The following is a 19,721-nucleotide window of genomic DNA, read 5'->3' as shown; positions in this document are numbered from 1 at the left end:
TGTGTTTGAGCACGTTCCCGAAAGGGCGGTTTACAGCACCTGGTAGGAAACAGTGATGACGCCGGCTCCTGTTCCGCCAACAGCCTTCATTGCCGCGGTCGAAAGGTCGAGGCAACGGCCTGCAACGTACGGTCCGCGGTCATTGATGCGAACCGTGACGGACTTGCCGTTTGCCTTGTTCGTCACCTTTACGCGGCTGTTGAACGGCAGTGACTTGTGCGCGGCAGTGAGGTCGTTTGTGTTGAAACGCTCACCGGTGGCGGTCATCTGATCCTGCCAGTAGTACGAGGCCTTGCACGTGCCACCCGATCCGGATGCCTTGGTGTTGGCCTTTGGTTCAGACTTGCTGGACGCGCTCTTGCTTGATCCGCTCTTGTCAGAGGAGCTGTTGGCCTTCTCCCCCGCGTCCGATTCGGACTTTTCGGGTGCGGGCAGGGTCATGGAACCGGAAGCCTTCTTCTGTTCCTTTTCGGCCTTTGCCTGGGCGTCCTTCCGCTGCTTGTCGGCAGTGTCGTCTGTCGTTGCTTCGGGCGCTGCCTTGCTCTCGAAGGCCTGAGGTTCTTCTGCAGCTCCGGGAGCGGCGGCGAAACCGGCAGCCGTAATCGCAGCTGCTGCGGCAGTTGGAACCGCGATGGCTGCAAGAACCGGACGTCGGCGGCTGGCGCGCAGAATGTCGGATGCGCGCAGGATCTTCGAAGCCTTCGGCACAGTGTCACCTCTCGTTGCGAATCTGTAACGAGAGGTAAGTTTAGGTAACAAACAGGTTACGAAGCAAGCTCTACGCGCGGTCCTCGTTGTGATCTGTGCCGGAAAAACGCCGTGCGGCAGACTTAGCTTTCGTGCGCGCTCCGGCAATTCCGCTCTTCACACCGTCGGTTGAAGCTCCGCTCATCTTTCCTATGCGTTCGACCGTCGTATCAATGCTGTCGCTGACCCTGTCGATGAGTCCTCCGTCAACGGCTGCTGCACCCGCGGCTGTTTTTGCTGTGCGCGCTGCAGCTGATCCGGCGCTCTTGAGCCTCTCCCCTGCTGTTTTCGCCTGGCCGGCGAACTTGGACACCGACTGTGCCGTGCGCTCAGCGCGTGTGCGCGCTTTCAGATAGGTCATGTGGGCGCGTTTGAAGCTGGACTGTTCTTCTTTTGTCCACACGCCGTCGGGTTCGATCGGTTCGCGGTGCGTGCGCGGGGCGTCGTTCATACATGTGATTGTGTCACCTTGGCCTTAACGGGTCGTGTGTGCCGGGAATACTCGGCGGCGTTAGACTTGTTGTCTGCTTGAATACCCGCCCACCGAGTGAGAGGTTCAGTCACATGAGCGAACGCAGCCTGCGGGGCACCCAGCTTGGCTCCCGGTCCCTGGAATCGGAAGTCGGTGTCGAGCCGGCACCTCGTCAGCTTGTCGAATTCGTTTGCGAAGACGGCCACCGGTTCAAAGTTCCGTTCTCGACGGACGCAGATGTTCCGGACACGTGGGATTCCGGTACTCACGGCATCGGCATGCGCGTTGGCGTGTCCGAAGTCGAAGAAGAGGACGCTAAGCCCGCCCGCACTCACTGGGACATGCTCATGGAGCGCCGGTCGATGGAAGAGCTCCAGGTGATCCTGGAGGAGCGCCTGGCTATTCGCCGCGGCGAGAAGGCCCCCGAGGTCTGAACGCCCGCCCGCTTAAACGTGTGAGGGCCCGAAGCAGGAATACTGCTTCGGGCCCTCTTCTGTTGGTCTGCTCCCCCGCCGGCCGTACTCTTCTCACGAGGTGCCGCCGGGCTTCCGCTTGCTCTGTTCAGTCAGCGACGCAGAAGGCTGCGCACCTGCTGACTGCGGCGCTGCAGACCCCAGCGGGCAACATTGACGAAAGCCTCGCTGATGATGCTGCCTGACATCTTCGAAGCTCCCAGCTCACGTTCAACGAAGATGATGGGCACCTCGACAATCCTTGCCCCGGCACGGCGGGCACGGACGGTCATATCGATCTGGAAGCCGTAGCCGTGGGACTGCACACCGGCCAAGTCGATCCGCTGCAGCAAATTGCGCGAATAGGCGCGGAAGCCAGCAGTCGCGTCGGCCACGTGCAGCCCGATCGCCACATTGGCGTACAGGTTGGCTCCGCGGGAAAGCACATTGCGGTTCAGCGGCCAGTGGACCACCTCTCCCCCGCGCACCCAGCGAGATCCGATGGCCAACTCAGCTCCGCCTCGTACGGCTTTGAGAAGCAGAGGCAGGTCGCGGCCCCGGTGAGAACCGTCGGCATCCATCTGGCAGATGACGTCGTAGTCGTGGGCCAGCGCCCACGTGAAGCCGGCAACATAGGCCGGTCCCAGGCCTGCCTTTTCGGTTCGGCGCATAACGTGCACGCGGTCATCGCCGAGCTCGTCAGCCCAGTCGGCTGTTCCGTCCGGGGAACCGTCGTCAATGACCAGAACATCGACATCAGGCGAGTATTCGAATATCGCCTTCAGCGTGTTCGGCAGCGATTCGCGTTCGTTGTACGTGGGGATGCAGACGAGTACGTGCATCAGGAGTCCAGTACGACCGGTTTGCCTGCGCTCCACAGCGACACGAGCTCCGGAAGCGGAGTGCCCGGGGTCAGATCCGGCAACCCGGGCGTTCCTGAACGCGGGTCTGTGCTCCACGCCGCAACGCGTTCGTCAGCAGCCTGAACAACCAGGTTCTCAACCTTCCACCGTGCAATGTCCGCACGGCTGCCCGGCGCGATCACTCCCCCGCCGAAGTTGCCTAGCGCACGTTCGGCAAAGCGCGTCAGGCAGTTGAATGCTGCACGACCGCTGACGGTGGAACCGGGGGCGAAAATCGCCTGCCGCATGGCCTCCCACGGTTCACATGACGAGGCGAAGCTCACCTGTGCGCCCTCGCGCAGCAAAGCACCGACCGGCTGGGCAAAAGTGCGCGGGTCCACAGTGAGCGGAAGGGGCGACTGGCCGAGCGGGCCTGCGAAGTCTTCGGGAATCTGCACATTGGCGAACACGCGCCAGCCATTGAGGGCCGCGTGGCGCTTGAAGTCCGCGTCTGCCAGAGACCCGATATAGCTATTCAGGGCTTCGAGGTCATCAAGGATGACATACACGGCTGCGTCAGGGCGGTCGTCCGGCAGTCCAACGTGAGCACGTCGGTCCCCCGTGCCGTCGAGGCTGTAGCCGACAACGCGCAGCGGACCAGCATGCTCTGCGAAGGTCCTAAGCTGCTCGTCGGTGCCGATTGCGTGGACAGACACGATTCCAGCCGCAAGAAAATCACGCGGGGTCGCTTCTTCGCTGCGCAGGTCGACCGTTGTGATCATGGCCGGGGCAGCGAAATCATCGTGCAGATCAATGAGCTCAGAGCCCATCGCCTGCGCGGCCTCATCGCCGCCCACCCAGTCCACGACGTCACCGCTGACAGACGCGGCCGTCGCAAAGGGGTCGGCACTGCTGTAGACATCACCGTTGTACAGAACGAAATTCACCACCCTGCGATTCTTGCAGACGTTCCCCCGGCGTGTGATGGCGGCTCGGGTAGGCTGAGCCGCGTGAGCAGACTCGTCGTTCTCGATACCCCCGCCCTGTACTACCGGTCTTTTTACGCTCTGCCCTCGAGCATCACAGCCGCAGACGGCACACCGGTCGGGGCTCTGCGCGGCCTGCTGGACACAATTGCGGGCCTGGCTGACGATCTTCGCTCCACGCGGATCGTCGCAGCCATGGACGGCGACTGGCGACCGGCCTTTCGGACAGCCATCGTCCCGGAGTACAAAGCTCAGCGCGTACAGGACGAAGAGACGGGATCGGAAACTCCCGACGACCTCAAACCGCAGATCCCCCTCATCCGCGAAGCCCTCCGACTGGCGGGGATACCGGTTCTTGAGATTCCGGGTACCGAAGCTGATGACATCATCGGATCCTTTGCCGCCCAGATGGGTCCAGACGACGAACTGGTGGTGGTCTCCCCCGACCGAGACCTCATTTCAGTGCTGCGCGAAGACCGCAGAATCCAGCTGCATCGGCCCCGTCCGAAGGGCCAGTGGGCACCGCTGACATATGCGGATGTACCCACCGAATACGGGGTTAAGGGTGGGGCTCCGTACCGCGAAATGGCCGCCCTGCGCGGGGACCCTTCCGATGGTCTGCCCGGAGTTCCCGGTATCGGCGAAAAGACCGCGGCAAAGCTGCTGGCCGGCTACGGCGGCCTGGACGAACTCTTCCGTGCGGCAGCCAGCGGAGCAAAAGACCACGGTCTGAGCCCCAAGCGCGCTGCAGCTCTCCTAGAGAACGAAGACGCAGTGCGCCGAGCCGAAAAGGTCATGACGGTTCTAGAAGACCTCGACGTCCTGTACGCCGCCCAGGATGCCGCGGCGGTGCCGCAGCGCATGAACCGCGAAGCACTGCGAGCATTCGGCACCCAGTGGAGCACAGACCGGGCCGTTGCCCGCCTTCTGAAGACACTGGGTGGCGAGGTGCCGCCGACACCCGCAGGCCCCTCGCCGGCTGCTGACCGACGGGTGAGCAAGAACCAGCTCCCCGCCTTCACGGGCCCGTCCTGGACCACGTCCGAACTGTGGGGTTTCGATCTCGAAACCACAGGACTGGACCCGCACACCGTGCACATCGTCACGGCCGCCTGTGTGCGCCTGGGCAAGGTTGAAGGCGGCATCGAGCCGCTGGAGATCCGCACGTGGCTGGCCGATCCGGGAATTGAGATTCCCGAGGCCGCGAGCAGCGTGCACGGCATCACCAGTGACTACGCGCGTAAGCACGGAGCAGACCGCACCGCCGTTGTTGCCGAAGTGATCGCCTGCCTTGAGAACATTCGCCGCCGCGGCGGCAGCGTTGTCGGACACAACATCGTCTACGACCTCACGGTGCTCGAAGCTGAACGCCGCCGCTTGGGACTTCCCACACCCGTTGCCGATGTTCTGCCGCCGATCTTCGACACCCTGGTCCTTGATCGGGAAGTGGACCGTTTCCGCAGGGGCAAGCGGACGCTCGCAGACCTGTGTACCGTGTGGGGCGTCGAGCTGGACAACCACCACGACGCTCTGGCCGATGCGACTGCCGCCGGCTGCATTCTGTGGGCCATGGCGGACAAACATCAGCTGCTGGCTTCTGGATCGGGCGAAGAGCTGCACGCAGCACAGATCGAATGGAAGCGCGCACAGGCAGCTGATCTAGAAGAGTTTCTGCGTTCCAAAGGGCGCCACGCTACGATAAACCCCGATTGGCCTCTGGAAATCTAAAGCTGAGAGGAACGACTATGGGCTTTTTCGACCGACTGCTGGGCCGCCCCGGAGCGCAGGCAGACAAACGCGTCGGCTGGTTCGCAAAAGCCCAGAACGACCTCGATCGCTACGGCGATGAGTACGCGGATCTGCCGGATGAAGAACTGGCAGAAACCGCAGCGAAGCTGTTCACCCTGGAGGACCGCCGCGAATCACTCACCCGCTACGCGGCGCTTGTGCGAGAAGCTGCTGACCGGGCGCTGGGCGAACGGCCCTACTTCACACAGCTGAAAGGCCTCATCGGCTTGCTCGACGGCATGGTCGTGCAGATGCTCACGGGTGAAGGCAAGACCCTTGTCGGCGCGATGGCTGCAGCCGGCTACGCGCTTCAGGGCCGCACCGTTCACGTGGTGAGCGTCAACGACTACCTGGCCGCCCGTGACGTCGAGTGGATGCGTCCCCTGTTCGACCTGCTGGGTGTGACCGCAGCATCGGTGGGCGAATCTGATTCGGAAGAGTCTCGCCGAAAGTCCTACACGCAGGAAGTCGTGTACGCCTCGGTGCAGGAAGTCGGCTTTGACACTCTGCGCGACCGTTTCCTCACTCAGGGCCAGAAGCCCCGCATTGCCCAGCGTGATGTCGTGATCGTCGACGAGGCCGACTCGGTTCTCATTGACGAGGCGAGGGTCCCGCTGGTTTTGGCCGGCACCGCAAGCGTCGAGCAGGTCGATGCCGAGATCACGCGCCTTGTTGCCGGGCTGGAGGCCGGCAAGCACTACGAACTGTCTCACGATCGCACCGCTGTGTCCCTGACGGAAGCCGGCATCGACGCCGTCGAAGAAGCCCTTGGCGTGGACCTATACGGTGACGATGCGGAAACGCTGGCCGCGGTCAACCTCGCCCTGTACGCACTGGCCGTTGTCCACCGGGATGTCGACTACCTCGTTGTTGACGGCAGCATCAAGCTGATTTCGGATTCCCGAGGCCGCGTTGCTGACCTGCAGCGTTGGCCAGATGGCCTGCAGGCCGCCGTTGAAGCCAAGGAAGGCCTGACAACGTCGTCATCCGGTGAAATTCTCGACCAGATGACAGTCGAAGAGCTCATCCAGACCTACAGCACCGTGTGCGGTATGACGGGTACTGCGCTGGCCGTCGGCGATGACCTCAAAGAGTTCTACGACCTCGAAATCAGTGCTGTTGAGCCCAACGAGGACGTCATCCGTATTGATGAGCCAGATCGCCTGTACACGTACCAGGAGTCCAAAGAGCGGGCTATTGTCGACCAGGTTCTCGAAGAGCACCGCGAAGGTCGGCCGATCCTGATCGGCACCCGTTCGGTTGCTGAATCCGAAAGCCTCGCGCACAGGCTCAAGCAGCGCGGAGTCGAGGTCAGGGTTCTCAACGCCAAAGACGATTCACGCGAAGCAGACATCATTGCCCGGGCCGGTGAATCCGGCGCTGTCACCGTCTCTACCCAGATGGCAGGCCGCGGAACCGATATTCGCCTAGCTGACGACGAGGCACGCGACGCGGGCGGTCTGCTCGTCATCGGCGCTGGCCGCTATGACTCATCACGTCTAGACGATCAGCTGCGCGGACGCTCCGGCCGCCAGGGCGACCCGGGAACATCAGTCTTCTTCACCAGCCTGGAAGACGAACTGCTCACCCGCGTTCCCGAAATCCAGCGCTTTGTGGAAGACGGCGACGAAACCGGCTTCATCCAGTCGCGCAAAGCGGCCCAACTGGTCGAACACGCCCAGCGCATGGCTGAAGGTGAAAACACCGGCGTCCACCGTGACACCAGGCGCTTCAACGACCTCATGTCGAAGCAGCGCAAACAGGTGCTCAGCCGCCGCGAGGCTGTGCTCACGGAGGACTACGGCATTGATGAGCTGCTGGAGAAAGTCAGAGACCGTGACGATGTCAAGTCCGCAGGCGACGGCGCTGTTCGTGAGGCGCTGCGCGATATTCTCCTGTTCCAGATCGACGACCGCTGGGTTGCCCACCTGGCGTTTCTGAATGATCTGCGTGAAGGCATTCACCTGCGCACACTGGCAAAAGAACGTCCGCACGAAGCGTTCAACAAGGAATCCATGGCTCAGTTCAGCCAGTTCTGGTCAGACGTCATGGCAAGCACCGAGGACGTGCTCGAGGAAGTCGAATTCACCTCTGATGGGGTCGACCTTCCTGCCGTCGGAATGAAGCGCCCGTCGTCAACGTGGACCTATGTTGCTGCTGAATCGACCTTCGGCTCCGACATCGAGTCCGTGGTCAAGCGGATTCGCCGCTGATATTAGTAGTGGTCCATAACCACGCCGCGGCGCATGGCGTCCGCAGCGCGAGCAATCGTCTCCGCTGATTCAGGGCCCACCACGTTCTCAATCTGGCCCAGAACGTCGAGTGTCTGCTTGGCCCAGCGGACGAAGTCACCGGCCGAGATGTCTGTGCCCTCGAGCGCTGCGGCAAGGTTCTTGCCGTCTGTCCACCTGTAGATCGGCACGGCAATCCCGGATTCAGGCTCTGGGGTGATTGCCGTTCGAGCATCGCTTTCGGTCTTTGCGAGTGTGCGCCACAGGTCTTCCAAAGCGCCCACGCACTGTCGCAGAGTTTGAGTGGGCATGCGCGTATGGGTCAAAAGCTCGCGCCTGCTTTCATACACGAGGCACGACGCCATTGCCGCAGCTTCCGGCTCTGTCAGACCCTCCCACAGTCCGGCGCGCACCGACATGGCGATCAGCAGGTCCCGATCACCGTAGATGCGCCGCAGAATCGCGGTGTCATCCGGCAGGAATTCCAGGGTCCGCAGAACCGAGCAGACTCGGTCGAACACCTCGGCAATTGACGAGGTGCGCGATGTTATCTGGCTGGTGAGCTTCGCTCGGTCGCGTTCAAGCCGGTGTGCCCTTTCGGCCCACCGGGCGTGCTGTTCGCGTTCGGGGCATTCATGGCACGGGTGGGCGCGCATCTGCTGGCGCAGCGCGTCAACATCCTCCGAACCGACCTTAGGGCCCTTGGTCTTGCGCACCTGAACAGTGGCCGGATCTTTGACGCGTCCCTGTTCAATGGCTTGATCCAGGATGTCGAGCAGGCGGTTGCGTTCACGCGGATTGCGGTGATTGAACTTTCGCGGGCTTTTGATTTTGCCGAGGCTCACCGCAGGTTCTGTGACTTCGTGCGGGCGCAGGTGCCACACCTTGCCGGCGCTCGTGAGCACGGTCGGCAGACGCAGGCCAGTGTGGTCGTTGTGCATGGGATTGAGCACAACGCATGCGCCGAATTTCAGCCGCGAGGGCAGGAGGATGACACTGCCGAACTGCAGGTGCGACAGAGATTCGACAACGTCGCGCTGCTTGAGCTTTGTGCGCTGCTTGCCCGCCTGCTTCTCCATTTGCGCAATCGAAAGGCGGTAGCCGAAGTACTCCGAGAAATCACCCCGGTCGCACTGTGCGGCCTCCCTGTAGCCGGCAAGCGCTTCGTCCGTTTTGCGCACCCGTTTGGCAAGCCCCACAACGGATGAGTCGGCCTGGTACTGGGCGAACGAGGTTTCCAGCACCTTCCGTGCGTCATCGTGAGTCATGCGGGCAAGCAGGTTCGCAGCCATGTTGTAGGTGGGCACAAAGCGGCTGTTGAGCGCGTAGGTTCGCTTAGAAGCAAGGGAGGCGATGTCCGCGACTTCGATCGTGGGATGCCACACCGTGACCGCGTGCCCCTCGATGTCGATGCCGCGCCTGCCGGCACGGCCCGTCAGCTGCGTGTACTCCCCCGGCGTGATCTGCACGTGGGATTCGCCGTTGAACTTCTTGAGCTTGTCGAGCACCACCGAACGGGCCGGCATGTTGATGCCCAGAGCCAGCGTTTCGGTTGCGAACACAACCCGCATGAGTCCTTCGACGAACAGCTTTTCGACAAGCTCCTTGAACTGCGGGATGAGACCGGCGTGATGGACGCCGAAACCGGACATGAGACCGGCGGCGAAAGAACGGAAGCCGAGGACACCGAGGTCTTCGGCGACCAGGGACTCTTCGAGTTCTTCCAAGGCAGCAGCGATCTTGCGCTTTTCATTCTTCGTGGTCAGGTCCAGACCCGCGGCCAAACAGTGATCGAGCGCTTCATCGCACCCCTTGCGACTGAAGATGAAGAAAATGGCCGGCAGCAGCGACAGTTTGTCGAGTTCTGCGATGACAGCAGCCCGAGCCGGGCGCATGAAGCGGTGCCGAGCTCCGCCTCGGCGGCGGTCACGGCGGGAGCCGAAACCGGAGTACGGGCGGACAGCCGCCTCGAGACCCTTGTTGATGTCTTTGCCGTTCGGCGCGAACAGCGGCATCAGATCAGTGCCGACGGCCACGTGGTTGTGCAGCGGAACCGGACGGTGTTCGGACACGATGATGTCAGTGGTGCCGCGAACCTCAGCCAGCCAGGCACCGAACTCTTCCGCGTTCGACACGGTTGCAGACAAGCTGACAAGCAACACGTGAGCCGGCAGGTGGATGATGACCTCTTCCCACACCGGTCCGCGGAACCTGTCCCCCAGGTAGTGCACTTCATCGAGCACCACGAAACCGAGTTCAGACAGATCAGTGCCCGAATAGATCATGTTGCGCAGAACCTCGGTCGTCATGACGACGATCTGCGCATCGCGGTTGATGCTCGTATCCCCAGTCAGCAGACCAACGCGGTCAGCCCCGTACGCCTCAACGAGCTCATTGAACTTCTGGTTGGACAGAGCCTTAATCGGCGCGGTGTAGAAGACACGCACTCCGCGGGCAACAGCCAGCGCAATCGAGAACTGAGCGACAACAGTCTTACCAGCACCCGTGGGTGCGGCAACAAGAACAGAGTGATCATCCTGCAGACTGCGGCATGCGCGCAGCTGGAAGTCATCGAGTTCGTAGTCCAGGGAACGGCGGAAAGCCTCCAGTGGTGAACCCGCTTCGCTCTGGCGCTGAAGAAACTGTGAATATGCGTCAGCCGGAGACAGGTTGGATTCCATGTCCCCCAGTCTACTCAGTCAATAGGTTCGACCCACGTGCCGTCGGCGATCCGGCGCTTCTTCCGCCCCCGATCGATGATCGCGCAGATGAGCCATGCCAGGAAGAACATGAACAGCATCGGGATGACCAGGTAGAACATCGATACGGCATCCGGTGTGGGTGTGGCAATAGCGGCGAAGACGAAGACGAGCACCACCAGCCACCGCCAGGACCGGCGGATGGTCCTGGCTGACAGCAGGTCGAGCATGTTGAGCCCCACCATGAGGACAGGAAGCACGAAGGCAGCACCGAAGGCGATGATGACGACGGTGACGAACGACAGGTAGTCCTGTGCGGGAACGATGTACGAGGTTCCCTGCGGCACGAGTCCGCCCATTGTGCGCACCGCATTGGGCAGAGCGAAGAACGCAAGGGCGCCGCCGGCTAAGAAAAGCGGCAGCGCGGTGCCGAGAAAGCCGATGGTGTAGAGCTTCTCCTTGCGGTGCAGCCCGGGCATGATGAACGCCCAGATTTCGTACAGCCACACCGGGGCAGAAAGAATGATGCCGATGAAGATCGAGATTTTGATCTTCATGTCGAAGGGCGAAACAACGCCGGCGAAATTGAGCATGGCGGTTTTACCATCCGCTGCTGCAATGTCATCCAGCGGCTTCTGCAGAAGACCGAGAACGTCGTCGTAGAGGAACCAGCCGAGAACCGAGGCGATGAGCAGGGCAACGGCTGCCACTATCGCCCTGTTGCGAAGCTCCCGGAAATGATCGAGGAGCTTCATCCGCTTCTGCGGATTGCCCTTGAGCGGCAGGCGCTTGCGCGGGCTCACTTTCGCTTGTCGTCGTCCGCTTCGGTCTGCGCCGATGCCTGTTCGCCGGCGCTGTCAGAGCTGCCGGGCTGTGCGTTCTTTGATTCGATGGAACTGGGGTCCTTGGGAGCTGAGACGCTCGGTTCGTCCTTGCCGAAGTCCTTCATTTCGTCGCGGAAGATCTTCATCGACTTGCCGACGTTCTTGGCGACACCGGGCAGGCGGGAAGCGCCGAAGATCAGAACGATCACCAGAACGACGATGACGATTTGCCAGATTCCGGGTCTCACATGTGCTCCTTAGTTGTCAGCGTGCCCCACCAGTGTACTCGCCTGCTTCGCCTTGTTCGATAACGCGCTTCAGAATGCCGAGCGTGTCGGCCAGATCGGGCACCGGGTCGATTGAGCGGATCCAACGGCCCCACTGCAGAAGCTGACGATCCAGCCACGCCTGAGAGAGAACCGTGATGGTGCCGTAGGCGATGCCTGCTGCGTCGTCGAACTCAACGTCGCGAAAGGCGAACTCGTCGAGTATCCACGCCGCTGCCGAGGCGAAGCCGAAGCGGTAGTCAATGGGTTCTTCTGTTTTCTGGGGTGCGGGAGCGATGTCGGCGGCGCCGTCTGCCAGAGCGGCTGTTTCGATGTTGTCGACGCTGAACGTGCGCTCTCCCCCGGAGGTTTCACAGTAGGCGTCGAGGTACCAGCGGCCGGCCAGCCGCAGTCCGTGGGGACGGATGACGCGGCGGGTGAGTTCGTCCCGAGATGTGACGTAGTAGTCAATCACGATGGGCGTGCCGGAAGCTGAAGAACTCTGCAGGGCGCGGCGCAGGTCATCCGGAACGGCGGGCACGTCGACAACGGGCTCAGCCGACCGGTCGGCTGACTGCAGCTTTGCGCGCAGGTTTTCGATGCCCGCGACGTCAGGGTGAGCAGCCTGCAGATAGTCAAGCGCTACAACAAGGCTCGAGGCTTCCGCACCGCTGAGCCGCACAGGGGCATCGACTTCCGCGGCGTTGTCAATGAAAACGCCGTCGGGTCCCCAACGAGCGTCAATGAGGTCGTCCGGCATGTGGCCGGGCCGACCGCTGACGAACAGCAGCTGAAGATCGTCTTCGATCGTTTCAACAGGGACGTTGAAGTGGGCGGCGAGGTCTTCCAGCTGAGTACCGGGATTCGCCGTGATGAAAGGAACGAGCCCCAACAGGCGCGACAGTCTCTGAGTTGCTTCACACATGCGCGTCTCCCCCGTTGTCAACCGACTCCAGTGCCGCCAGGGTGGCCTGAGCTAGCTTCACGTGGGCTTCGCGCAGTTCCTGCGGGGAGACAACGCTGACGCTGTCGCCGAACCCGAGCAGCTCTTCGGCGAAGGACTGCAGATCAGCAAACGGCACCTCGTACGTCCCGTCGGCGGTTTTTGTACCCCTCAGACGCAGGGGCCGGCCCTTGCCGGGCACGAGGCGGAGCACGGCTTTCTGCGTGCGGGTTCCGGTGTGCGCGGTCTCGCCGACCGCGCGGGGACTGACCGCGAAGTCTTCCGGCACTGCGTCGCGAAGAGACTCGGCCAGTGGCGTGATGCGTCCGATAATGCGGGACAGGCGGAAGGCGCGCTGCGCTTTGCGCTCGAGGTCGTAGCCGACGACGTAGGTCTTCTCACCGCGGGTCAGCAGGCAATATCCAACGACTTCCCGCCTCTGAGGGGCTGAGCCGGGCTTTCGATACTGAAAGCGCATGGGGCGCCGGTCAGCCACGTACTCCATGATTTCGGCATAGCGGCTATCAACAGCACGCAGGTCAAAAGCCGCGGCCGTGTCGATGCTTCCTGCCGGAGGGGCGGCTTGGCCACGCAGCTTGTTCACGGCTGCGACTGCCGCACCGGAAACAGCGGAGCTGCGCATGACGTCGAGTGCGGCAGCCAGAAGCGAAATGTCCTCGGGACTCAGATCGATGGGTGGCAGCAGGTAGTCTTCGTCGCTGATCCGGTAGCCGTAGGCGGACTCGCCGGTGAACGGGTCGGACCAGTCGGTCGTGCTGATCTCAATGCCCAAATCCCGCAGTGCCTTCTTGTCGCGGTTGAACATCCGGTCGAAGGCTTCATCGTCTTTGTCGCGGTAGTCCGCGATTGTCTGGCGCAGAACATCGCGGTCGAGCCAACCGGAAACCGACCGCAGCGCGATGAGCAGGTTGAGCAGGCGCTCAGTCTGCCGACGCGCGCGGCCGGTCTTCGGACGGTCGATATCGGACATCGTCAGGCGATGGCCTCGAGATCGCAGACGAAGATAAGCGATTCACCCGGTGCGATGACGCCGGGCACGCCCTGGCTGCCATAGGCCAGGTGAGAGGGAATCCGCAGGGTGCGACGGCCGCCGACTTTCATACCGAGCAGACCCTGGTCCCAGCCGGGAATGACCATGCCGACGCCGACGCGGAAGTTCAGCGGCTGACCGCGGTCCCAGCTGGCATCAAACTGTTCGCCGGTGGAAAAGCCGACGCCGACGTAATGAACGCTGACGGTGTCGCCGGCCTCGACTTCGCGGCCGGTACCCTCAATGTCGTCAATGATTTCGAGTTCTGTTGGGGCGCTTTCGCCGGGGAATTCGACTTCGGGTTTAGTGCGGGACACGAGTATCTCCAATCAGTTTGCGGCGAGAATGTCGACGACGAACACGAGAGTTTTGTTTGGGCCGATGTTCGGTGGGCTGCCGGCTTCGCCGTAGGCCTTGTCCGGCGGTGCAATGAGCAGAACCTGCGAACCTACCTTCTGGCCTTCAAGACCTTCGGTCCAGCCCTTGATCACGCCGTCAAGCGGGAAAGTGGCCGGCTGACCGCGATCCCAGGACGAGTCAAAGGTCTTCGAGGAGTCATCCCACAGCCACCCGGAGTACTGAACCGTGACTTCCTGGTCCTTGCTGACCTTGGGGCCGTCACCTTCGATTGTCGGTTCGACGACGAGCTTCTTCGGCGGATCGCCCTCGGGCTTGCTGATCGACGGCTTGCCGTTCTTATCGCGGCTGACCTGTGGGAGATCCTTCTTCTGCGGAAGCTCCTTGCCTTCGGCACGGGTCTTGAGCTCTTCGGTCTTCACAACGTCGATGACGTACAGGATGCTCGGTCCGTTTTCACCCGGGGTGGCGAGAACAACGCGGGAGCCGACCTTCTGGCCGACGAGAGCATCGACGAGTTCCTTGGCAACCTGCTCTTCGTCCATGGGGAAGCCGGAGGGCTTGCCCTGGTCGTAGGTGGTCTGCTTGTTCTTCGGATCGCTGCCGTCGACGGTCGTCATGTGGGCGGTGACCTGTTCGCCATCCTTGATGACGTCGCCGTCGCCTTCCGTGTAGACCTTTGATTCGGCCTTTTCGACGGCAAAGGGAGCGTCGAACTCAACCTTCGGCTTTTCGTCTTGCTTACCGCTGACCTTGACACCGTCGAGGCTCGTTGTTTTGGCATCCTGTGCCTGTTCGGTGGCTGTGCTTTCGGCCGTTTGATCGTCGCCCTTAGAGCAGCCTGTCAGAAGAAGAGCTGCGATGGCGGCGGAACCGATCACCTGTCTGCGCACGTAGATACATCCCTTTCGATAGCTCACGCCAATCCTAGTGGGGCGAGTCTGGGCTTCGGCTGAGTGTCCTCAGGCTCAGATGACCGGTTCGGCCAGAGCCTCTGTCAGGGCGCGAGCCCTGTCGTCCTCAGTTGCGAACGGATCGCGGAGAACCACGGCCTTCTGAGTCTGGTCATTCAGTCGCAGGTGCACCCAGTCGACCGTGAAATCACGGCGGTGTTCCAACGCCTGTGCAATGAATTCACCGCGCAGTCTGGCTCGAGTGCTCTGCGGCGGTGTGCTCATTGCCCGCTGGGAGTCTTCCAAAGACACCGAGCGCTGAGCCAAGCCGGCCTGTTCTAGTTTCGGGAACAGGCCAATGCCGGGGGTGACATCGTGGTAGGCGTAGTCGAGACGCGTGATCTTCGGATCCTTCAGGCTTAGGCCTTCGCGTTCGAGGTAGCGGTCAAAGAGCTTCTTCTTGATGACCCAGTCGATTTCAGTGTCGACCGAGCTGAAATCACCGCTTTCAACTGCCTCGAGAACGCGCTTCCACCGGTCGAGTACGCGCTGTGCGGTTTCGTCGCTGCCGAGGCTGTGGTCGCCCCTGTCTGCGAGCTGCTGGGCGTGCTCCCAGTAGAAGCCCAGCAGCTCAAGTGGGGTCGTGGTTTCGCCAGAGCGCAGCTCCAGCTGAGCAGTGCCGGTGAGGTCGCGGGCCACGGTGCGGATATCTCGGATGGGATTGCGCAGAGTGTGGTCTGCAAGCGGCACACCGGTTTCCAGCAGGTCAAGCACGAGACCTGCCGATCCGACTTTGAGTTCGGTCGTGGTCTGCGACATCGAGGAATCGCCGACGATCACGTGCAGTCGGCGGTATTTTTCGGCATCGGCATGGGGTTCATCGCGGGCGTTGATGATCGGCCTGGAGCGCGTGGTTGCTGATGACACGCCCTCCCACATGACGTCGGAACGGCCGGATAGGCCGTAGACGATATCGCCGTGCAGCGGTTCGACCTTTGTCGCGTGGCCGCTGAGCGACGCCCGCTGGGAGTCAGCTGCGGGCATATCGGTGCTGGCGCGAGCGGGAATGACGCAGCCGGCACCTGCAATGAGCTGCCGGACCACGAGGAACGGCAGCAACGAGGTGGTCAGGCGCGTGAAGTCCATGGTGCGGCGCACGAGGAAGTTTTCGTGGCTGCCGAAGGAATTGCCCGCCGAATCGCGGTTGTTCTTCAGCATGTGCGCCGTGCCGTCGAGCCCGTCAGCCGTCAGTTCACGCTGAGCGGTCTCGAGATTCTGCGTCAGCAGCAGGGTGCCGGCTTCTTCTTGCGCAATGAGCTCATCGAGCGTTGAGCATTCCGCAGTCGCATATTCGGGGTGAGATCCCACGTCCAGGTACAGGCGACCGCCGTTGGCCAAAAAGGCGTTGGACGAACGGAACCTGCTGACGACCGGTTTGAACAGGTAGCGTGCGGTTTCTTCGGGGCCGAGGTGCCTGCCGCTGCCGGCGGAGTAGGTCAGACCGTACTCTGTCTCGATGCCGTAGATGCGCTTCATGCTTCTCCCCCGATGATCTGCTCGACGATCTCTGTGTTCAGCCGGCGGAATGTTCTGTGCCCTTCAGCGTTGCGGTCCAACAGTGCCGCTTCGATGTGCTGGGCGGGAATCGGAGCGTCAGCACCAAGAGCGCTGGCTGCCCACCGCAGGACTTCTGCACTCGTCATGGCGGTCGTGTCGATTTCAGCCAGCTTCTGGCTGTGCGCTTCCGAGTCCCCGCCGATGATGACCGCACTGGCCTCATCCGCAACTGAACCGTCATAGGACAGCCTGTAGATCCTGTCGTCGTCAGCATCAGCACCGAGCTCGGCGACGATGATCTCAACCTCGAAAGGCTTCGATTCGGTTGTGAAGACAGAGGCCAGCGTCTGGGCGTAGGCATTTGTCAGCCCTCGCGCAGTCACATCCGCCCTGTCGTAAGAGTATCCGCGCAGGTCCGCATAGCGCACACCGGCCTGGCGCAGCGACTCGAACTCGTTGTACTTGCCGACTGCTGCGAACCCGATTCGATCGTAGATTTCAGCAATCTTGTGCAGTGTTGTCGACGGGTTTTCGGCAACGAGCGCAATCCCGTCTGAGCAGCGGGCAACAAGGACGCAGCGGCCGCGCGAAATCCCCTTCCGGGCAAACTCGGCCCGGTCTTTCATGAGCTGTTCGGGTGAAACGTAGAAGGGCATACTCATGCCGATCCGCCTCCTCGGCGTGCTGCGACCTCAGCTGCCGCGGCCAAAATGACGTCAGTTTCGACTTCCCTGGCACCGTCGGAGTCAACCACCATCATGGTCGGCCCGATGCGGCGGATGAGGTCTGGTCCGGCGGTTCCCGAATCGTCGTCGGCGGCGTCGAAAAGGGCTTCGACTGCCACCTCGACAGCGGCTTCTTCGCTTAAGCCTGGCTTCCACCGCTTTTTGAGCGAACCGCGGGCAAAAGTCGAACCGGAGCCCACCGAGTGGTAGTCCTCTTCTTCGTACCTGCCGCCCGTGACGTCAAACGAGAAGATCCTGCCGGGAGTTTCGCCTTCTGCCTTCTGGTCGACACCGGCGAACAGCGGAACAACGGCGAGACCGCGCAGTGCGAAGCCGAGATTGGCTCGCAGCATTGAAGCCAAACGGTTGGCTTTGCCGTCAAGGGACAGGACCGTGCCCTCGATCTTTTCGTAGTGTTCGAGCTCCAACTGGAACAGCCGGACGAGCTCAAGCGCAATCCCCGCGGTTCCGGCGATGCCGACAACCGAGGCGTCATCGGCCCGGTGAACCTTCTCCATGGTGCGGCTGGCAATGAGCGAACCGATGGTCGCTCGGCGATCGCCGGCCATGAGCACACCATCTGCCGTTGTCAGTGCGACGATGGTCGTAGCGTGCGGGGCGATGCTGTCCGACACTGGAAGGTCACCCGAAGGCAGCACGTGCGGGGCAACAGTCCGTGCGAACTCAACAAAGGAGTTCGAGGCGGTGCTCAGATAGGCGGATGACAGACCTGTCACTGTCCGCCCTTCTGCACGAAGTTCTTCACGAAGTCTTCGGCATTGGTCTCCAGTACGGAGTCGATGTCATCGAGGATGTCGTCGAGACCCTGCGTGTTGATCTGTGCCTGGCCTCCGCCGACGTTCAGATCGCCGGGTTCTTCCGGTCCTTCTGCTCCGCCTGAGTGCCTGTGAATCTGATCCTGACCAGCCATTGTTCACATCCCGTAGTCGTCTGTGCTGTTGTTGTCGATTGTAGTGACACCGAGTGCAGCCAACAGGCTGTCGGTGTCAACGGCCCTGCTCAGCCGCTCTTCAAGAAGTTCGCGTGTGCCCTTGAGCGGTTCGCTCATGGGGATTCTGACTGCAGAATCGCCCCGGCGCATGACGATTGACTCCCAGCTGGCGGCAACGAGGTCTTCGCGCAGCCGGTCGACGACCGTGCCGCGCAGATAGGCGCGCGTGTCCTCCGGTGGTGTCGTCATGGCGCGCTCGACCTCTTCGTCAGTCGTGAGCCTGCGGAAGCGTCCTGCCCGCTCCAGGCGGTAGAACAGTCCCTTCTCCTGGCGGACGTCCGTGTACTGCACGTCGATGAGGGCGAGCTTCGGGCTGTTCCAGTCGAGGCCCTCACGCTGGCGGTAGCTGTTCATGAGCGCCAGTTTGCCAACCCAGTCAATCGAATCGGCCAGGCTCATGGGGTCGGTTGCAAGTCCTGTGAGCAAGCGGTCCCATTCCGCAAGCACCTGCGCGGTCTGTTCGTCACTCGGATCTGCTGCATTGGCAGCCGCAGTATAGAACGCGCGCTGAATTTCGAGTGCAGTCATGGTCGACCCATCAGCCAGTTCAAGCGGAGCGCTGAGGCTTAAGTCGTGCGACACCGTCTGCAGTGCGGCCACCGGGTCAGCCAGCTCGATGACGGGTGCCAGACCCTGTTCGATCAGGCTCAGCACGAGACTCGTAGAGCCGAAGCGCACGAAAGTGGCGACTTCGGCGAGGGTCGCATCGCCGATGATGACGTGCAGGCGCCGGTATTTGACAGGGTCAGCGTGCGGCTCATCGCGCGTGTTGACGATCGGCCGGCGCAGGGTCGTTTCAAGCCCCACGCATTCTTCGAAGAAGTCTGCCCGCTGAGAAATCTGGAAGCCGGGTTCTTCGCCTTCCCTGCCGATGCCGACCTTGCCGGCTCCGCAGAAAATCTGCCGCGTGGCGAAGAACGGCAGCAGCCCTTCGACAATCTTCTCGAAATCGGTGTTGCGGTCGACGAGGTAGTTTTCGTGTGTACCGTACGAGGCTCCCTTGGAGTCCGTGTTGTTTTTGTAGAGGTCGACAGGCTGCCCCGTTGTCAGCAGCTGTTTGACGGCCTCTTCTGCTACTCGGTCGCCCGCGCGGTCCCACGTGACGATGTCGCGCGGATTGGTGACCTCCGGCGATGAATACTCGGGATGAGCGTGGTCAACATAGAGGCGCGCTCCGTTTTCCAGCACAACATTGGCCAAGTACTGCGCTTCCGGCTGCGCCTGCGGCAGGTGGGTCAGCTGCGATTCGTGCGCGTCGGCAAGGTTCATGAGAAAGCCGCGTGCGTCTGCCAGCGGTGTTTCCGAACCGAAGTCCCAGAAACTCTGCGCGGACTTCAGGCCGCGCGGGCCCGCGTAGGCATCGACGACACGCGCGGAGTCGCGCATGGGCGCTTGCGGGCGACCGCCGACGGCGACAATGCCGAACTCGGTTTCTGAGCCCATGATCCGCTGGACGGTGATCATTGTGCCTCACTGCCTTTCGTAGACTGTGGCCTGTGGCTAAGCGTTCTTCTCATATTTTCACTGCACTCGTCGCCGACATCATCTTGGTGATCGCCTTTGCGGCTGTCGGCTTCTACACCCACGCCCAGGTTCTCACGGTCGACGGTGTTGTTCAGACCTCGTGGCCTTTCCTGGTGGGCCTTGGGTGTGCGTGGATTCTCAGCGCGGCTTGGACCGCTCCCCTGGCACCCATGCGCACCGGTGTTGCGATCTGGTCGACGACGATCCTGCTCGGCATGATCGTCCGCTTTGCAGTGGGTGCGGGAATCGCCGGGCCGTTCATCATCGTGGCCTCCGCTTTGAACTTCCTGACGCTGGTGGGCTGGCGTGTGATCGCCCGCGCTGTCGGCGGGCGATCAGCCAAACGCTGAAG

The 19,721-nt window shown here is 62.0% G+C and carries 20 protein-coding genes; 4 read left to right on the top strand and 16 right to left on the bottom strand.

Annotation, left to right across the window (positions count from 1 at the left end):
- Nucleotides 1-30 precede the first annotated feature (30 nt).
- Together Bravens_RS10705 and Bravens_RS06245 are read right to left on the bottom strand one after the other, a co-directional pair.
- Nucleotides 31-708 carry a septal ring lytic transglycosylase RlpA family protein gene (locus Bravens_RS10705; RefSeq protein ID WP_062021435.1) on the bottom strand — a complete coding sequence of 226 codons (678 nt, stop codon included), beginning with the start codon at nt 706-708 and terminating at the stop codon, nt 31-33.
- A 70-nt stretch (nt 709-778) separates the two neighbouring features.
- Nucleotides 779-1,198 (bottom strand): hypothetical protein, encoded by a 420-nt coding sequence (locus tag Bravens_RS06245; protein ID WP_061942814.1) that lies wholly within the window; start codon nt 1,196-1,198, stop codon nt 779-781.
- 113 nt (nt 1,199-1,311) lie between these two features.
- Between Bravens_RS06245 and Bravens_RS06240 the strand changes: the two genes are divergently transcribed.
- Nucleotides 1,312-1,653: an RNA polymerase-binding protein RbpA gene (locus Bravens_RS06240; RefSeq protein WP_019174989.1), complete on the top strand. Its 342-nt coding sequence runs from the start codon at nt 1,312-1,314 to the stop codon at nt 1,651-1,653.
- A gap of 131 nt (nt 1,654-1,784) precedes the next feature.
- Here the strand turns inward: Bravens_RS06240 and Bravens_RS06235 are convergent, their stop codons facing one another.
- Together Bravens_RS06235 and Bravens_RS10550 are read right to left on the bottom strand one after the other, a co-directional pair.
- Complete coding sequence (locus Bravens_RS06235; RefSeq protein ID WP_062021432.1) at nt 1,785-2,513, bottom strand: polyprenol monophosphomannose synthase; 729 nt, start codon at nt 2,511-2,513, stop codon at nt 1,785-1,787.
- Entirely contained in the window at nt 2,513-3,463 is a 951-nt protein-coding gene (locus Bravens_RS10550) for an amidohydrolase family protein (protein ID WP_062021429.1), read from the bottom strand. Before Bravens_RS10550 ends, Bravens_RS06235 begins: the two co-directional genes overlap by 1 nt.
- A gap of 60 nt (nt 3,464-3,523) precedes the next feature.
- Here Bravens_RS10550 and Bravens_RS06225 point away from each other — a divergent pair, with 60 nt between their 5' ends.
- Both Bravens_RS06225 and secA2 read left to right on the top strand, forming a co-directional pair.
- Complete coding sequence (locus Bravens_RS06225) at nt 3,524-5,227, top strand: 5'-3' exonuclease H3TH domain-containing protein (protein WP_062021426.1); 1,704 nt, start codon at nt 3,524-3,526, stop codon at nt 5,225-5,227.
- A gap of 17 nt (nt 5,228-5,244) precedes the next feature.
- Complete coding sequence (gene secA2, locus Bravens_RS06220; RefSeq protein ID WP_062021423.1) at nt 5,245-7,500, top strand: accessory Sec system translocase SecA2; 2,256 nt, start codon at nt 5,245-5,247, stop codon at nt 7,498-7,500.
- Nucleotides 7,501-7,502: 2 nt separating this feature from the next.
- Here the strand turns inward: secA2 and Bravens_RS06215 are convergent, their stop codons facing one another.
- Genes Bravens_RS06215 through dop form a run of 12 tightly spaced genes read right to left on the bottom strand, consistent with a single transcriptional unit; the run spans nt 7,503 to nt 19,309 of the window.
- On the bottom strand, nt 7,503-10,199 hold the full coding sequence (locus Bravens_RS06215; protein WP_062021420.1) for a DEAD/DEAH box helicase: 2,697 nt from the start codon (nt 10,197-10,199) through the stop codon (nt 7,503-7,505).
- Between the two features lie 14 nt (nt 10,200-10,213).
- A complete protein-coding gene (tatC, locus tag Bravens_RS06210; protein ID WP_019174995.1) occupies nt 10,214-11,020 on the bottom strand; it encodes a twin-arginine translocase subunit TatC in 807 nt (268 codons plus the stop codon).
- Nucleotides 11,017-11,289 (bottom strand): twin-arginine translocase TatA/TatE family subunit, encoded by a 273-nt coding sequence (gene tatA, locus Bravens_RS06205; protein ID WP_062021417.1) that lies wholly within the window; start codon nt 11,287-11,289, stop codon nt 11,017-11,019. The genes tatC and tatA overlap by 4 nt, the downstream gene beginning before the upstream one ends.
- 16 nt (nt 11,290-11,305) lie before the next feature.
- A complete protein-coding gene (locus Bravens_RS06200; protein ID WP_062021414.1) occupies nt 11,306-12,232 on the bottom strand; it encodes a WYL domain-containing protein in 927 nt (308 codons plus the stop codon).
- Entirely contained in the window at nt 12,225-13,241 is a 1,017-nt protein-coding gene (locus Bravens_RS06195; RefSeq protein WP_062021411.1) for a helix-turn-helix transcriptional regulator, read from the bottom strand. The genes Bravens_RS06200 and Bravens_RS06195 overlap by 8 nt, the downstream gene beginning before the upstream one ends.
- Nucleotides 13,242-13,243: 2 nt before the next feature.
- Nucleotides 13,244-13,618, bottom strand: coding sequence for an FKBP-type peptidyl-prolyl cis-trans isomerase (locus Bravens_RS06190; protein ID WP_062021408.1), 375 nt, complete (start codon nt 13,616-13,618; stop codon nt 13,244-13,246).
- A 12-nt stretch (nt 13,619-13,630) separates the two neighbouring features.
- Nucleotides 13,631-14,578, bottom strand: coding sequence for an FKBP-type peptidyl-prolyl cis-trans isomerase (locus Bravens_RS06185; RefSeq protein ID WP_244878127.1), 948 nt, complete (start codon nt 14,576-14,578; stop codon nt 13,631-13,633).
- A 48-nt stretch (nt 14,579-14,626) separates the two neighbouring features.
- On the bottom strand, nt 14,627-16,087 hold the full coding sequence (pafA, locus tag Bravens_RS06180; protein WP_062021403.1) for a Pup--protein ligase: 1,461 nt from the start codon (nt 16,085-16,087) through the stop codon (nt 14,627-14,629).
- Nucleotides 16,084-16,770, bottom strand: a complete 687-nt coding sequence (gene prcA / locus Bravens_RS06175; RefSeq protein ID WP_062021400.1) for a proteasome subunit alpha — start codon at nt 16,768-16,770, stop codon at nt 16,084-16,086. Before prcA ends, pafA begins: the two co-directional genes overlap by 4 nt.
- Entirely contained in the window at nt 16,767-17,570 is an 804-nt protein-coding gene (gene prcB, locus Bravens_RS06170) for a proteasome subunit beta (protein ID WP_062021397.1), read from the bottom strand. Before prcB ends, prcA begins: the two co-directional genes overlap by 4 nt.
- Nucleotides 17,567-17,764, bottom strand: coding sequence for a ubiquitin-like protein Pup (locus Bravens_RS06165; RefSeq protein WP_019175004.1), 198 nt, complete (start codon nt 17,762-17,764; stop codon nt 17,567-17,569). The genes prcB and Bravens_RS06165 overlap by 4 nt, the downstream gene beginning before the upstream one ends.
- 3 nt (nt 17,765-17,767) lie before the next feature.
- On the bottom strand, nt 17,768-19,309 hold the full coding sequence (gene dop / locus Bravens_RS06160) for a depupylase/deamidase Dop (protein ID WP_062021395.1): 1,542 nt from the start codon (nt 19,307-19,309) through the stop codon (nt 17,768-17,770).
- A 32-nt stretch (nt 19,310-19,341) separates the two neighbouring features.
- On the opposite strand from dop, the gene Bravens_RS06155 reads away from it, so the two are divergent.
- Entirely contained in the window at nt 19,342-19,719 is a 378-nt protein-coding gene (locus Bravens_RS06155) for a DUF3054 domain-containing protein (protein WP_062021392.1), read from the top strand.
- The last annotated feature ends 2 nt before the right edge of the window (nt 19,720-19,721 follow it).

Source organism: Brevibacterium ravenspurgense (assembly GCF_001584615.1).
GTDB classification, from domain to species: domain Bacteria; phylum Actinomycetota; class Actinomycetes; order Actinomycetales; family Brevibacteriaceae; genus Brevibacterium; species Brevibacterium ravenspurgense.
Note: the sequence above shows the minus strand (reverse complement) of the source record. Positions and strands in the feature narration are given on the sequence as shown.

Bases quoted from the DNA above. Each gene is read 5' to 3' on its own strand.
- Bravens_RS06245 (WP_061942814.1), bottom strand. From the start codon at position 1,198: ATGAACGACGCCCCGCGCACGCACCGCGAACCGATCGAACCCGACGGC.
- Bravens_RS06240 (WP_019174989.1), top strand. From the start codon at position 1,312: ATGAGCGAACGCAGCCTGCGGGGCACCCAGCTTGGCTCCCGGTCCCTG.
- Bravens_RS06235 (WP_062021432.1), bottom strand. From the start codon at position 2,513: ATGCACGTACTCGTCTGCATCCCCACGTACAACGAACGCGAATCGCTG.
- secA2 (WP_062021423.1), top strand. From the start codon at position 5,245: ATGGGCTTTTTCGACCGACTGCTGGGCCGCCCCGGAGCGCAGGCAGAC.
- Bravens_RS06215 (WP_062021420.1), bottom strand. From the start codon at position 10,199: ATGGAATCCAACCTGTCTCCGGCTGACGCATATTCACAGTTTCTTCAG.
- Bravens_RS06200 (WP_062021414.1), bottom strand. From the start codon at position 12,232: ATGTGTGAAGCAACTCAGAGACTGTCGCGCCTGTTGGGGCTCGTTCCT.
- Bravens_RS06195 (WP_062021411.1), bottom strand. From the start codon at position 13,241: ATGTCCGATATCGACCGTCCGAAGACCGGCCGCGCGCGTCGGCAGACT.
- pafA (WP_062021403.1), bottom strand. From the start codon at position 16,087: ATGAAGCGCATCTACGGCATCGAGACAGAGTACGGTCTGACCTACTCC.
- prcA (WP_062021400.1), bottom strand. From the start codon at position 16,770: ATGAGTATGCCCTTCTACGTTTCACCCGAACAGCTCATGAAAGACCGG.
- Bravens_RS06165 (WP_019175004.1), bottom strand. From the start codon at position 17,764: ATGGCTGGTCAGGATCAGATTCACAGGCACTCAGGCGGAGCAGAAGGA.
- dop (WP_062021395.1), bottom strand. From the start codon at position 19,309: ATGATCACCGTCCAGCGGATCATGGGCTCAGAAACCGAGTTCGGCATT.